12 protein-coding genes and 1 rRNA gene are annotated in these 13,464 nt (G+C 58.9%); 9 read left to right on the top strand and 4 right to left on the bottom strand.

The annotated features are described in order from the left end of the window. From AD669_RS03350 to AD669_RS03335, 3 genes are all read right to left on the bottom strand, one after another. Nucleotides 1-104: ribosomal RNA gene (locus AD669_RS03350) — 16S ribosomal RNA — on the bottom strand; the annotation flags it as partial. Nucleotides 105-679: 575 nt separating this feature from the next. Continuing rightward, nucleotides 680-2,173, bottom strand: coding sequence for a CoA-acylating methylmalonate-semialdehyde dehydrogenase (locus AD669_RS03340; protein WP_053116963.1), 1,494 nt, complete (start codon nucleotides 2,171-2,173; stop codon nucleotides 680-682). A 145-nt stretch (nucleotides 2,174-2,318) separates the two neighbouring features. Next, a complete protein-coding gene (locus AD669_RS03335; RefSeq protein ID WP_008088681.1) occupies nucleotides 2,319-3,668 on the bottom strand; it encodes an aspartate aminotransferase family protein in 1,350 nt (449 codons plus the stop codon). Nucleotides 3,669-3,806: 138 nt separating this feature from the next. Between AD669_RS03335 and AD669_RS03330 the strand changes: the two genes are divergently transcribed. The 7 genes from AD669_RS03330 (at nucleotide 3,807) to AD669_RS03300 (ending at nucleotide 11,776) form a co-directional block, all read left to right on the top strand. Next, nucleotides 3,807-4,727 (top strand): LysR family transcriptional regulator, encoded by a 921-nt coding sequence (locus AD669_RS03330; RefSeq protein WP_053116962.1) that lies wholly within the window; start codon nucleotides 3,807-3,809, stop codon nucleotides 4,725-4,727. A 131-nt stretch (nucleotides 4,728-4,858) separates the two neighbouring features. Further along, nucleotides 4,859-6,247 (top strand): uracil-xanthine permease family protein, encoded by a 1,389-nt coding sequence (locus tag AD669_RS03325; protein WP_053116961.1) that lies wholly within the window; start codon nucleotides 4,859-4,861, stop codon nucleotides 6,245-6,247. 88 nt (nucleotides 6,248-6,335) lie between these two features. Then, nucleotides 6,336-6,986, top strand: a complete 651-nt coding sequence (locus tag AD669_RS03320; RefSeq protein ID WP_008088675.1) for a TetR/AcrR family transcriptional regulator — start codon at nucleotides 6,336-6,338, stop codon at nucleotides 6,984-6,986. Nucleotides 6,987-6,993: 7 nt separating this feature from the next. Continuing rightward, nucleotides 6,994-7,575, top strand: a complete 582-nt coding sequence (locus tag AD669_RS03315) for a YigZ family protein (protein WP_053116960.1) — start codon at nucleotides 6,994-6,996, stop codon at nucleotides 7,573-7,575. Nucleotides 7,576-8,182: 607 nt separating this feature from the next. Further along, the gene (locus AD669_RS03310) at nucleotides 8,183-9,730 is read left to right on the top strand and encodes an ABC transporter ATP-binding protein (RefSeq protein WP_053116959.1); all 1,548 of its coding nucleotides are present in this window, start codon (nucleotides 8,183-8,185) and stop codon (nucleotides 9,728-9,730) included. A 13-nt stretch (nucleotides 9,731-9,743) separates the two neighbouring features. Beyond that, on the top strand, nucleotides 9,744-10,850 hold the full coding sequence (locus AD669_RS03305) for an ABC transporter permease (protein WP_053116958.1): 1,107 nt from the start codon (nucleotides 9,744-9,746) through the stop codon (nucleotides 10,848-10,850). Further along, complete coding sequence (locus AD669_RS03300) at nucleotides 10,850-11,776, top strand: ABC transporter permease (protein ID WP_008088667.1); 927 nt, start codon at nucleotides 10,850-10,852, stop codon at nucleotides 11,774-11,776. The genes AD669_RS03305 and AD669_RS03300 overlap by 1 nt, the downstream gene beginning before the upstream one ends. Nucleotides 11,777-11,835: 59 nt before the next feature. Here AD669_RS03300 and AD669_RS03295 read toward each other — a convergent pair whose 3' ends face one another. Next, complete coding sequence (locus AD669_RS03295) at nucleotides 11,836-12,252, bottom strand: hypothetical protein (RefSeq protein ID WP_053116965.1); 417 nt, start codon at nucleotides 12,250-12,252, stop codon at nucleotides 11,836-11,838. A gap of 83 nt (nucleotides 12,253-12,335) precedes the next feature. On the opposite strand from AD669_RS03295, the gene AD669_RS03290 reads away from it, so the two are divergent. Together AD669_RS03290 and AD669_RS03285 are read left to right on the top strand one after the other, a co-directional pair. Continuing rightward, nucleotides 12,336-12,686, top strand: a complete 351-nt coding sequence (locus AD669_RS03290; RefSeq protein WP_053116957.1) for a MerR family transcriptional regulator — start codon at nucleotides 12,336-12,338, stop codon at nucleotides 12,684-12,686. Between the two features lie 25 nt (nucleotides 12,687-12,711). Continuing rightward, the gene (locus AD669_RS03285) at nucleotides 12,712-13,395 is read left to right on the top strand and encodes an SDR family oxidoreductase (RefSeq protein ID WP_053116956.1); all 684 of its coding nucleotides are present in this window, start codon (nucleotides 12,712-12,714) and stop codon (nucleotides 13,393-13,395) included. The last annotated feature ends 69 nt before the right edge of the window (nucleotides 13,396-13,464 follow it).

Genomic DNA, 13,464 nt, shown 5'->3' with positions numbered 1-13,464 from the left:
GTCCGCCGCTGAATTAAGGAGCAAGCTCCTCTCATCCGCTCGACTTGCATGTGTTAGGCCTGCCGCCAGCGTTCAATCTGAGCCATGATCAAACTCTTCAGTTCAAACATCTTTGGGTTTTTAAGAAACCCTAAACTTGGCTCAGCAATCGTTGGTTACATCTTTGATTTCTCGCGGAGTAACTTGTGATGCTGATAATCTTGTTGACTATCAGTCTGACTCCACAAGCACCCACACGAATTGCTTGATTCAGTTGTTAAAGAGCGGTTGGTTAAGATCTTTCGTCTCAACCGAGGCGCGCATTCTACAGCAGCCTCATTTGCTGTCAAGTGATTATTTTCAGAAGTTTTCGAAGAATTCTTCAACAACTTCAACCACTTGCGCTTCAGATCTCTCGTCAGCGGGAGGCGAATTCTACAGCGTTACACGCTGCTGTCAACACCTCTTTTTCAACTTCCTTTTGGCTTCGATGAACTGAAGCACTTGCTGCCGAAACCTACATAACTCATTGAATCTCAAGGAGTTTTCCGTTTCGACTGCGCCGGAAGTGGGGCGAATTATAGACGTCTGGGATCTGCCGTCAACGTCTATTTTCATATTTCTGTCACATTGGTCAAAAAAGCCCGCAAACACGAAGGCCGACCCCAAGGGGTCGGCCTTCGTTGCCCCACCCTTCTACTTACAAGCTAGGGAAGGCGAACTGCGAAGCCTCGTGGCTCGCACGCTGCGGCCAGCGCTGGGTGATCGCTTTGCGACGGGTGTAGAAGCGCACGCCGTCCGGGCCATAAGCGTGGAGGTCGCCAAACAGCGAACGCTTCCAGCCGCCGAAGCTGTGGTAAGCCACCGGTACTGGCAGCGGCACGTTGACGCCAACCATGCCGACTTCGATCTCGTCACAGAACAGACGCGCCGCTTCACCGTCACGGGTAAAGATGCAGGTGCCGTTACCGTATTCGTGATCGTTGATCAGTTGCATGGCCTCTTCCAGGCTGTTCACGCGAACGATGCACAGTACCGGGCCGAAGATCTCTTCTTTATAGATGCGCATTTCCGGGGTGACGTTGTCGAACAGGCAGCCACCGAGGAAGAAGCCTTCTTCATGACCAGCGACGCTGAAACCACGACCGTCGACCACCAAAGTCGCGCCCGCTGCCACGCCGTCATCAACGTAACCGCTGACCTTGTCGCGCGCCTGACCGGTGACCAGTGGGCCCATGTCCAGACCGCACGAAGTGCCGGCACCGATTTTCAGCGCCTGAATCTGTGGCACCAGTTTCGCCACCAGCGCATCCGCAACCTGGTCGCCAACACACACGGCAACAGAAATCGCCATGCAACGCTCGCCGCACGAACCGTACGCCGCGCCCATCAGTGCGCTGACCGCGTTATCCAGATCGGCATCCGGCATCAGTACTGCATGGTTCTTCGCGCCGCCCAGTGCCTGCACGCGTTTGCCGCGCTTGGTGCCTTCGGCGTAGATGTACTCAGCAATCGGCGTCGAACCGACGAAGCTCAGCGCTTTGACTTCCGGCGCTTCGATCAACGCGTCGACGGCAGTCTTGTCACCGTGCACCACGCTCATTACGCCTTTCGGCAAACCGGCTTCCAGCAGCAACTGAGCGATCAGCAATGTCGAGCTCGGGTCGCGCTCGGACGGCTTGAGGATGAAGCAGTTGCCGCAGACGATCGCCAGCGGGTACATCCACAGCGGCACCATGGCCGGGAAGTTGAACGGGGTGATACCGGCAACGATGCCCAGCGGCTGGAAGTCCGACCATGCGTCGATGTTCGGGCCGACGTTGCGGCTGTACTCGCCCTTGAGGATTTCCGGGGCGGCGCAGGCGAATTCGACGTTCTCGATGCCGCGCTTCAGTTCACCGGCGGCGTCTTCGAGGGTCTTGCCGTGTTCTTCGCTGATCAGTTGCGAGATGCGCGCTTCGTTCTGCTCGAGCAGTTGCTTGAAGCGGAACATCACCTGGGCACGTTTGGCCGGTGGCGTGTTGCGCCAGGCAGGGAACGCAGCCTTAGCGGCATCGATGGCTTTCTGGATGGTTTCGCGGGTGGCCAATGGCAGCTTGTGGATAGCCTGACCGGTGGACGGGTTGAACACATCAACCGCGCGACCGTTCTCGGTCACCAGTTCGCCATTGATCAAATGCGGGATAACGCTCATCGAAAACTCCTGATTTTTTGTTCAGCGGGCGCCCATTGAAGGGCGCCTTCTATATATAGGTAGCTTTGTGGGGGAGCCGGATGTCTTTGGCGCTCTTCAGAACGCCTTCGCGAGCAAGCTCGGCTCCCACAGGTTCTGCGTGGAATCAGTCGAGCTTGTTCAGCACTTCGCCGACCGCGTCGAACAGACGATCGAGGTCTTGCGGCTTGCTGTTGAAGGTTGGGCCGAACTGCAGGGTGTCGCCGCCGAAACGTACGTAGAACCCGGCTTTCCACAGAGCCATGCCCGCTTCGAACGGACGCACGATGGCGTCGCCGTCACGGCCGGCAATCTGGATCGCACCGGCCAGACCGAAGTTACGAATGTCGATGACATGCTTCGAGCCTTTCAGGCCATGCAGCGCGTTTTCAAAATGCGGCGCGACTTCAGCGACGCTCTGCACCAGGTTTTCTTTTTGCAGCAGGTCGAGTGCCGCCAGGCCAGCAGCGCAAGCCACCGGGTGCGCCGAGTAGGTGTAGCCGTGCGGGAATTCCACGGCGTACTCCGGGGTCGGCTGATTCATGAACGTCTGATAGATCTCGGAGCTGGCAATCACCGCGCCCATCGGGATCGCGCCGTTGGTGACTTGCTTGGCGATGCACATCAGATCCGGGGTCACACCAAAGGTATCCGCGCCGAACATGTTGCCGGTACGGCCGAAACCGGTGATCACTTCGTCGAACACCAGCAGGATGTTGTGCTGATCGCAGATCTCGCGCAGACGTTTCAGGTAACCCTGTGGCGGCACGAGTACGCCAGCGGAACCGGCCATCGGTTCAACGAATACCGCAGCGATGTTCGAAGCATCGTGCAGTTCGATCAGCTTCAGCAGCTCATCGGCCAAAGCGATGCCGCCCTGCTCCGGCATGCCACGGGAGAACGCATTGCTCGCCAGCAGCGTATGCGGCAGGTGATCGACGTCCATCATCGCCTGACCGAACAGCTTGCGGTTGCCATTGACACCGCCGAGGCTGGTGCCGGCGATGTTCACGCCGTGGTAACCACGGGCCCGGCCGATCATTTTGGTTTTGGTCGCCTGACCTTTCAGGCGCCAGTAGGCACGCACCATTTTCACCGCGGTGTCGGCGCATTCGGAACCCGAGTCGGTGAAGAACACGTGATTCAGATTGCCCGGGGTCAGCTCGGTGATTTTCTCGGCCAGTTGGAACGACAGCGGGTGACCGTACTGAAAGCCCGGCGAGTAATCGAGGGTGCCCAATTGCTTGGAGACCGCTTCCTGAATTTCCTTGCGGGTGTGACCGGCGCCGCAGGTCCACAGACCGGACAGCGAGTCGTATACCCGGCGGCCCTTGTCGTCGATCAGCCAGCTGCCTTCGGCGCCAACGATCAAACGCGGATCGCGCTGGAAGTTACGGTTGGCGGTGTACGGCATCCAGTGCGCATCCAGCTTCAGTTGGCTGGCCAGTGGCGACTGAGCGTTTTCAGGCATGTTCATCGGGCAAAACCTCGCAGGGCATAAGCGTCAGGGAGATAAAAAGCGTTGTTGCAGCTAAATTGCCACGGCGATAAAGTCGGTGAAATCCAACTCTTCTAACCTTCAGTTAGAACTTTGCTAAACAATGAGAACAATAAGATGAGCAGCCGCCGCCCCGATCCGCTGGCCCAGGTCAGTGACTTTGATATTCGCCTGCTACGGATTTTTCGCAGCGTGGTGGAGTGCGGTGGCTTCTCGGCAGCGGAAACCGTGCTCGGCATCGGTCGCTCGGCGATCAGTCAGCAGATGAGCGATCTGGAGCAGCGCCTCGGTTTGCGCCTGTGTCAGCGTGGTCGCGCCGGGTTCTCGCTGACCGAAGAAGGTCGCGAGGTGTATCAATCGGCGTTGCAACTATTAAGTGCGCTGGAAAGTTTTCGCACCGAGGTCAACGGCCTGCACCAGCATTTGCGCGGTGAACTGATCATCGGCCTGACCGACAACCTCGTCACCCTCCCCCACATGCGCATCACCCACGCCCTCGCGCAGTTGAAGGAACGCGGGCCGGATGTGCAGATTCAGATCCGCATGATTGCGCCGAACGAAGTCGAGCAAGGTGTGCTCGATGGCCGCCTGCATGTCGGCGTGGTGCCGCAGGCCAGTGCTTTGTCGGGCTTGGAGTATCAGCCGCTGTATAGCGAACGTTCGCTGCTTTATTGCGCGGTCGGTCATCCGTTGTTTTATGTCGATGACAAGCAACTGGATGACGAGCGCCTGAACAGCCAGGACGCGATTGCGCCGACGTTTCGTTTGCCGGCGGATATCCAGGCGCATTACCAGGCGCTCAATTGCACGGCCAGTGCTTCTGACCGTGAGGGCATGGCGTTTTTGATTTTGACCGGGCGTTACATTGGGTATTTGCCGGATCATTACGCCAGTCTTTGGGTGCAGCAGGGGCGTTTGCGTGCCTTGAAAGCAGGGACGCGGTTTTACGATTTGAGTCTGGCATCGGTCACGCGCAAGGGGCGGCGCCCTCATTTGGTGCTGGAGAGCTTTTTGGAGAGTTTGGCGGCGACGCGTTGAAGGCAAGATCAAAAGATCGCAGCCTGCGGCAGCTCCTACATTTGCGGGTTATTTGCCGATAAAGTTGAGCAAGTGGACAGGTTTTTGCAGAGAGGGAATTACTTCGTTCCTTTGATAAGAAGCCTTAAGCCATGCAGCCAGATTCCGCACCGTCCAGCGACCTGATCTACGGCCTCAACGACCGCCCCAAACCACTCGCCGCCACCCTTGCCGCGCTGCAACACGTGCTCGCCAGTTTCGTCGGCATCATCACCCCGCCATTGGTGATTGGTTCGGCCCTCGGCCTGACCGCGTATTTGCCGTACCTGATCAGCATGGCGTTGATGGTGTCGGGCGTCGGCACCTTTATTCAGGCGCGGCGGCCGTTCGGGATTGGCGCCGGGATGATCTGTCTGCAAGGCACCAGTTTCGCCTTTCTCGGTGCGGTGCTGTCGGCGGGGTTTCTGGTCAAGCAACGTGGCGGCAGCCCGGAAGACATTCTGGCGATGATTTTCGGTGTGTGTTTCTTCGGCGCGATCGTGCAGATCGTCCTCAGCCGTTTCATCGGTCAATTGCGTCGAGTCGTTACCCCGCTGGTGACCGGGATCGTTATCACCCTGATCGGCATCAGTCTGATCAAAGTCGGCATCACTGATCTCGGCGGCGGCTTCAATGCGCCGGACTTCGGTGCGCCGGGCAATCTGGCGTTGGGCGTGTTCGTGCTGCTGACGATCATTCTGCTCAACCGCTCGAACACGCCGTGGGTGCGCTTGTCGGCGATCATCATCGGATTGGTGCTCGGCAGTCTGGCCGCGTGGTTCAGTGGGAAACTGGTGCCGCAGCCATTGCCTGACTTGCCGCTGGTGAGTTTTCCTACGCCGTTCAAGTTCGGATTCAGCTTCGACTGGACAGCTTTCCTGCCGGTCGCGCTGATTTATCTGATCAGCACCATCGAAACCGTCGGCGACCTCACTGCCAATTGCATGCTCGCTCGTCAGCCGATCAGCGGCCCATCTTATATAAGCCGCCTGCGCGGTGGCGTGCTCGGTGATGGCGTGAGCTGCATGATCGCCGCGACCTTCAGCGCTTTCCCCAACACCACGTTTGCGCAGAACAACGGCGTGATCCAGTTGACCGGCGTCGCCAGCCGCTACGTCGGGCTGTACATCGGCGCGATCCTGTTTTGTCTCGGACTGTTCCCGATGATCGGCGCGGTGCTGCAACAGATTCCGAAACCTGTATTGGGCGGCGCGACTCTGGTGATGTTCGGCGCGGTGGCCGCGGCCGGCGTGCGCATCCTCGCGCAGTCGTCGCTGGATCGGCGCAGCATGTTGATCATCGCCACTTCGTTCGGCGTTGGTCTGGGCATCGCCGCACAACCGAACCTGCTGCACCTGCTGCCGAAACTGGTGCAAAACCTGTTCGACTCGGCAATCACCAGCGGTGGCCTGACCGCCATCATCCTGTGCCTGTTGCTGCCGGAGTCGAAAACCGAAGCCACTGAAACCCACGCGCCGCTGAACAAGATCGAACAGGCGTAACGGTTTTATCGCGCAAAGACTTGTCGGATGCCTGTGGGTGCGCTATCAACGCAACTGGTTGCACCCACAGACAAACCCGGAAGTGCCTATGACCTTTGAAGTCCCAGCCCACGGCGGCAAACCCGCCAGCCGCATTCGTCAGAAGAACGAAGAGACCATCCTCAAAGCCGCCGAAGACGAGTTCGCCCGTCACGGGTACAAAGGCACCAGCATGAACACCATCGCGCAGAATGCCGGGCTGCCCAAGGCGAACCTGCATTACTACTTCACCAACAAACTCGGTTTGTACGTGGCGGTGCTGAGCAACATCATCGAGCTGTGGGACAGCACCTTCAATACGCTCACCGCCGAGGACGATCCGGCCGAGGCGCTGACCCGCTACATCCGCGCCAAGATGGAGTTCTCCCGGCGCCAGCCGCAAGCCTCGCGAATCTTTGCGATGGAAGTGATCAGCGGCGGCGAATGTCTGACCGAATATTTCAATCAGGATTACCGCGCCTGGTTCACTGGCCGCGCGGCAGTGTTTCAGGCGTGGATCGATGCCGGCAAAATGGACGCGGTTGATCCGGTGCATCTGATATTCCTGCTGTGGGGCAGCACCCAGCATTACGCCGACTTCGCCACGCAGATCTGTCGCGTCAGCGGTCGCAGCAAGCTGACCAAGCAGGACATGGAAGACGCCGGCAACAACCTGATCCGCATCATTCTCAAAGGCTGCGGCCTCACTCCTTCTCTATAAGACGTTTATGCCTTTCACCCTCAGCGGTTTTTGCGAGTACCGCGAAGAGATTCGCAAAAGCCGCTTTATCACCTTCGCCACACCGATCGGCAGTCCTGCTGATGCGCAGGCGTTCTTTGAACAGCACAGCGATTTGAACGCTTCGCACAATTGCTGGGCGTGGAAACTCGGCGATCAATATCGCAGCAATGACGATGGCGAACCGGGCGGTACTGCGGGGCGCCCGATTCTGGCGGCGATTGAAGCGCAGGATTGCGATCAGGTCGCGGTTTTGGTCATTCGTTGGTACGGCGGGATTCAACTCGGCACTGGTGGTTTGGCCCGGGCCTATGGCGGTGGGGCGAACAAGTGTTTGCAGACGGCGGCGAAGGTTGAGTTGATCAGTCGGGTGCCGTTGAGTTGTGCTTGCGGGTTTGCCGAGTTGGCTTTGGTGAAGTTGCGGGTGGCGGATTTGGCTGGGTTGGTTGTTGAGGAGAATTTTACGGCGAATGGGGTTGAGTTGAAGTTGGCGGTGGGTGAGGCGCAGATTTCGGTGTTGCAGGGGCAGTTGGCGGATTTGAGTCGTGGGCGGATTTTGTTGCAGCGGTGAAGCAAGGTCAAAAGATCGCAGCGTTCCGCAGTTCCTACAATTGAAATGCGTTTCCCTGTAGGAGTTGCCGAAGGCTGCGATGTTTTGGGGCGGATGCGAAATTTCATATTCCGCAAACTTGCCCACATCTACTGTGCACCCGACTGTGGATAACCTGAGCACATAACGCTGTAACCCTTCTGTCACGTGGCTTTGCGCGGTTTGTTCACTTTTCGTTCAATTTGCCCGACGAAATGTAATTTCCAAGCAGAAACAATCAGTTAGCCGCGTTTATCACCATTAGAAGAAAGCACCACAGTGCTTATGCCCGGCGTTTCGGCTTGCGCACAATAACTGTGGAGCAACCTGTGGATAACCCGTTCATGACCGCCGCAGTTGCAGGTTCTGCCTAGCTCCCAAGGGTTTGCTCGTTTTTTGATCAGTTGCCGCCGGGCAAAACTAGAGCCCGATCAACACCTTTGCTCCGATTTGGTGCTGCAAATCCCGCCGATTTTCAGCGCAATGCTCTGCGCCGAGCGCCCGCACCCGCAGCCCGCTCGGGTTCCTGACTCAATGGCCAGGAAATTGCTTTATCCACAGGCACAACTCCAAGCAAGTCGAGCCTGTCATGCCAATTGCTTCTATTCCTGCGCGCCTGCAACTGCGCCACATCAGCAAACGTTATCCCGGTTGTCTGGCCAACGATGCCATTGACCTGAGCATCGCGCCCGGAGAAATTCACGCCCTGCTCGGGGAAAACGGTGCGGGCAAAAGTACCTTGATGAAGATCATCTACGGCGTCACCCAGGCCGACGCCGGGGAAATGCTTTGGCAGGGCCAGCGAGTCAACATTCGCAATCCAGCGCAGGCACGGCAGTTGGGCGTCGGTATGGTGTTCCAGCACTTCTCGCTGTTCGAAACCCTCAGCGTCGCGCAGAACATCGCGCTGGCGATGGGCGCGGCGGCTGGTACGCCGAAACAACTGGAACCGAAAATTCGCGAAGTGTCGCGCCGTTATGGCATGGCGCTGGAGCCGGAGCGACTTGTCCACAGCCTGTCGATCGGCGAACGCCAGCGCGTGGAAATCATCCGTTGCCTGATGCAGGACATTCGTCTGCTGATCCTCGACGAACCGACCTCGGTGCTGACCCCGCAGGAGGCTGACGAGTTATTCATCACCCTGCGCCGTCTCGCCGCCGAGGGATGCAGCATTCTGTTTATCAGCCACAAGCTCGGCGAAGTTCGCGCGCTGTGTCACAGCGCGACGGTTCTGCGCGGCGGGCGCGTGGCCGGGCATTGCGTGCCGGCCGAATGCTCGGATCAGCAGTTAGCGCAGTTGATGGTTGGCGAAGCGGCGGCGTTGATTGGCGACTATCCGAAAGTCAGCGGCGGCGCGGCGTTTTTGCAGGTGAAGGGCTTGAGCTGGCACAACCCCGATCCGTTTGGTTGCTCGCTGACTGACATTGATGTGCAGGTACGCAGCGGTGAAATCGTCGGTATCGCCGGGGTTGCGGGCAATGGCCAGGATGAGTTGCTCGCCCTGCTCAGCGGCGAACAGACCTTGCCTCGTGCGGAGGCCGCGACCATTCGATTCGCCGAGCAACACGTCGCTGATTTACGCCCGGACGCGCGACGCAAATTGGGCCTGGCGTTCGTCCCCGCCGAGCGCCTCGGCCATGGTGCGGTGCCGGAATTGAGTCTGGCCGATAACGCTCTGCTCACCGCGTTCCAACAAGGCTTGGTCAGCCACGGTTTGATCGAACGCGGCAAAGTCGAAGCCCTCGCCCAGCACATCATTCAGCGCTTCGGCGTGAAAACCCCGGACACGCAAACCGCTGCGCGCAGCCTGTCCGGCGGCAACTTGCAGAAATTCATCCTCGGCCGCGAAATCCTTCAGCAACCGAAACTGCTGATCGCTGCGCACCCGACCTGGGGCGTCGACGTCGGCGCCGGCGCGACCATCCACCGTGCGTTGATCGCGTTGCGCGATGCCGGTGCGGCGATTCTGGTGATTTCCGAAGACCTCGACGAACTGTTCCAGATCAGCGACCGCCTCGGCGCCTTGTGTGGCGGACGCCTGTCGGCGCTGCACAACACCACCGATACGCAACTCAGCGATGTCGGCGGCTGGATGGCCGGCCAGTTCGACAACCCACCTTCCGCCGCCACGGTTTAACGGAGCTTTACTCATGCTGCTTTCCCTCGAACCCCGTGGCCAGCAATCGCGCGTGATGCTGTGGTGCTCGCCGTTACTGGCGGCGGCGCTGACGCTTGGCTGCGGCTCACTGCTGTTTATCGCCCTCGGCCACGACCCGCTGCAAACCTTGCACACGCTGCTGATTGCACCGGTCAGCGATATGTATGGCGTCTCCGAATTGCTGGTCAAAGCGTTGCCGATTCTGCTCTGCGCTTTGGGTCTGGCGGTGGCGTATCAGGCGCGGATCTGGAACATCGGCGCTGAGGGGCAATTGCTCCTCGGCGCACTCGCCGGCAGTGCCTTGGCGGTGAACATCATCGACATGCAAAGCCGTTGGGCGCTGGTGTTGATTCTGCTCACCGGCACCCTCGCCGGCGCGGCGTGGGCCGGGCTGACGGCATGGTTACGCACACGTTTCAACGCCAACGAAATTCTCACCAGCATCATGCTCAATTACATCGCGCTGAACCTGCTGCTGTTCTGCGTGCACGGGCCGCTGAAGGATCCGGCCGGATTCAACTTTCCCGAATCGGCGATGTTCGGTGACGCCAGCCGCTTGCCGTTGTTGATGGAGGATGGCCGCGTGCACGCCGGGGTGTATTTCGCCTTGCTCGCACTGGTCGCGGTGTGGGTGTTGTTGCAGAAAAGCTTTGTCGGTTTCCAGATCAAAGTGCTCGGGCTGGACAAGCGTGCGGCGGGGTTTGTCGGCTTTCGCGAGAAGCGTTTGATCTGGCTCGCGCTGTTGATCAGCGGCGGCTTGGCTGGGCTTGCCGGTGTCTGCGAAGTCACCGGGCCGATTGGCCAATTGGTGCCGCAGGTGTCGCCGGGGTATGGCTATGCGGCGATTACCGTGGCGTTTCTTGGCCGACTGAATCCGATCGGGATTCTGTTCTCCAGTCTGTTGATGGCGCTGCTGTACATCGGTGGCGAGAGCGCGCAAATGACGATGAATCTGCCGCAGGCGATCACCCAGTTGTTCCAGGGAATGATGCTGTTTTTCCTGCTCGCCTGTGACGTGCTGATCCTCTATCGGCCACGCCTGAATCTGCGCTGGGTGAAGCGCTCGTCGACCACCGCCGTAACCGCTGGAGCGCTGTGATGGATATCGATCTGTTGAGCAATATTTTCTATGCCATGGTGCGATGCGGGACGCCGCTGTTGCTGGTGGCGCTGGGTGAACTGATCTGCGAGAAGAGCGGCGTGCTCAACCTCGGGCAGGAAGGGATGATGCTGTTTGGCGCAGTGATCGGTTTTATCGTCGCGCTGAACAGCGGCAACCTGTGGCTTGGCGTGTTGCTGGCGATGTTGGCCGGGATGTTGTTGTCGTCACTGTTTGCGCTGGTGGCGCTGGTGTTCAATGCCAATCAGGTGGCGACCGGGTTGGCGCTGACGATTTTTGGTGTCGGGCTGTCGACCTTTGTCGGCGCGGCCTGGGTCGGGAAACCACTGGCCGGTTTTGAGCCGTTGGCGATTCCTTATCTGAGTGAGATTCCGCTGATCGGGCGGATGCTGTTTGCGCAGGATTTGCTGGTGTATCTGTCGTTCGCGCTGTTTGCGCTGGTGGCGTGGGTGATCATCAAAAGTCGTGTCGGGTTGATCATTCAAGCCGTGGGCGAGAACCCGGATGCGGCCAGTGCGATGGGCTTGCCGGTGTTGACCGTGCGTACTCTAGCGGTGCTGTTTGGTGGAGCGATGGCCGGGTTGGCCGGGGCTTATTTGTCGCTGGCGTATACGCCGATGTGGGCGGAAAACATGACCGCCGGGCGTGGCTGGATCGCGCTGGCGCTGGTGGTGTTTGCTAGTTGGCGAGTGTGGCGGTTGTTGCTCGGGGCGTATTTGTTTGGGCTCGCCAGCATCCTGCATTTGGTCGCGCAGGGGTTGGGGCTGGCGATTCCGTCGAGTTTGCTGGCGATGCTGCCGTATGTGGCGACGATTTTGGTGTTGGTGCTGTTGTCGCGGGATGCGGTGCGTACAAGATTGTATGCACCGGTTTCGTTGGGGCAACCTTGGCAGGCCGGGCATTAAGAGGTGAATTTACTGGCCTCTTCGCGAGCAAGCTCGCTCCCACAGTTGACCGAGTTCACTCAGATCCCCTGTGGGAGCGAGCTTGCTCGCGAAGGCGTCCGCACAGGCAGCACTTGAGCAACGCCCCACGCCAGTTCGAAAACGAGAAAAACCAGCAAAATCGAACTGGCACCGTGCAGCAAGGCATACCCCTGCCAAGCCGCAAACAAAAACCGCGCCACCGCGTCATACCGTCCATAAAGCGCCTGCGGATCACGAATCCGCAGCACCGCCCACACGCACACCACCGACCCCAACAGATTCGCCATCAACATATGCACAGGCTGAAACGCCGGCAATTCGCCGGGCAAATCCAGTGCACTCAACAACCCGTGCACAAGCGCAAAACTCCACGGCGTGGCAAATGCTGCCGTGACGATCAAGTCATACCAGGCACTGCCGCGCACCACGTGGCGATACTGCGTTGAAGTCCACATCATCCATGCTCCAGAAATTCAGGGAGCAAGCACGGTAAAGCCTGGAGTATGCTCCAGGGTCAATAGCCCTTTTGAGAGTTGCCATGCGCATCGGTGAATTAGCCCAAGCCAGCGCCGTCAGCCGTGACACCCTGCGTTTCTACGAGCAGCGCGGGTTGATTGCGGCGCAGCGCAGTGCCAATGGTTACCGCGACTATCCACCGGAGATGGTGCAACTGGTGCTCTATATCAAAACCGCGCAGCGCCTGGGATTTACCCTCGGCGAGATCGGTGACAGTGTCGCGGCATTGTGGAACGCACCCGATCCGGACAACGCCGTGGCGCAGTTGCTGCGCGACAAACTGCAACTGATCGAAACCCGCATGAGCGAACTCGACGTGCTGCGGCAAGAGCTGCAACTTCGGCTCGGTCAGGCCTGTCCATTGAATCCATGATCCTCATTCATCAAGGAAGCCCCTCATGTCTGCAAAAAACGCACTGATCATCGGCGCCTCCCGGGGCCTGGGCCTCGGTCTGGTGAAAACCCTGCTGGCTGATGGCTGGCAAGTCACCGCCACCGTGCGCAATCCTGCCAATGCCGATGCGCTTCAAGCATTAGGCAAGGTGCGGATCGAGAAGCTCGACATGGACGATCAGCAAGCGGTGATCGCCCTGAGCCAACAGCTCAAAGGCGAAACCTTCGACCTGCTGTTCGTCAACGCCGGGGTCAAAGGCCCGGTCGATCAGACCCCGGGCGGCGCGACATTGGCTGAAGTCGGTCAGTTGTTCTTCACCAACGCCGTGGCACCGATCAATCTGGCCCAGCGTTTTGTCGGGCAGATTCGTGACGGCAGCGGCGTGCTGGCGTTCATGAGTTCCGGGCTGGGCAGCGTGACCGTGCCGGACGCGCCGGAGCTGGCGTTGTACAAAGCGAGCAAGGCTGCGCTGAATTCGATGACCAACAGTTTTATCACGCAGTTGGGCGAGCAGAAGATGACCGTGTTGTCGCTGCATCCGGGTTGGGTGAAGACGGACATGGGTGGCGAAGGCGCGGATCTGGATGTGGAAACCAGCACCCGTGGGTTGGTTGATCAGGTGAATGCGTACACCGGCAAGGGTGGGCATCACTTCATCAATTACAAGGGTGAAACCATTCCCTGGTAATTGATGATCCCCTGTAGGAGCTGCCGAAGGCTGCGATCTTTTGATTGTAAAAAACAAGATCAAAAGATC

It is taken from the genome of Pseudomonas sp. P1.31, from assembly GCF_001269815.1.
Taxonomy (GTDB): Bacteria; Pseudomonadota; Gammaproteobacteria; order Pseudomonadales; family Pseudomonadaceae; genus Aquipseudomonas; species Aquipseudomonas rustica.
This window is presented reverse-complemented; position numbering and strand designations above follow the sequence as displayed.

Excerpts from the sequence above, each read along its gene's own strand:
- AD669_RS03340 (WP_053116963.1), bottom strand. The coding sequence starts at position 2,173 with ATGAGCGTTATCCCGCATTTGATCAATGGCGAACTGGTGACCGAGAAC.
- AD669_RS03335 (WP_008088681.1), bottom strand. The coding sequence starts at position 3,668 with ATGAACATGCCTGAAAACGCTCAGTCGCCACTGGCCAGCCAACTGAAG.
- AD669_RS03330 (WP_053116962.1), top strand. The coding sequence starts at position 3,807 with ATGAGCAGCCGCCGCCCCGATCCGCTGGCCCAGGTCAGTGACTTTGAT.
- AD669_RS03325 (WP_053116961.1), top strand. The coding sequence starts at position 4,859 with ATGCAGCCAGATTCCGCACCGTCCAGCGACCTGATCTACGGCCTCAAC.
- AD669_RS03320 (WP_008088675.1), top strand. The coding sequence starts at position 6,336 with ATGACCTTTGAAGTCCCAGCCCACGGCGGCAAACCCGCCAGCCGCATT.
- AD669_RS03315 (WP_053116960.1), top strand. The coding sequence starts at position 6,994 with ATGCCTTTCACCCTCAGCGGTTTTTGCGAGTACCGCGAAGAGATTCGC.
- AD669_RS03310 (WP_053116959.1), top strand. The coding sequence starts at position 8,183 with ATGCCAATTGCTTCTATTCCTGCGCGCCTGCAACTGCGCCACATCAGC.
- AD669_RS03305 (WP_053116958.1), top strand. The coding sequence starts at position 9,744 with ATGCTGCTTTCCCTCGAACCCCGTGGCCAGCAATCGCGCGTGATGCTG.
- AD669_RS03300 (WP_008088667.1), top strand. The coding sequence starts at position 10,850 with ATGGATATCGATCTGTTGAGCAATATTTTCTATGCCATGGTGCGATGC.
- AD669_RS03295 (WP_053116965.1), bottom strand. The coding sequence starts at position 12,252 with ATGTGGACTTCAACGCAGTATCGCCACGTGGTGCGCGGCAGTGCCTGG.
- AD669_RS03290 (WP_053116957.1), top strand. The coding sequence starts at position 12,336 with ATGCGCATCGGTGAATTAGCCCAAGCCAGCGCCGTCAGCCGTGACACC.
- AD669_RS03285 (WP_053116956.1), top strand. The coding sequence starts at position 12,712 with ATGTCTGCAAAAAACGCACTGATCATCGGCGCCTCCCGGGGCCTGGGC.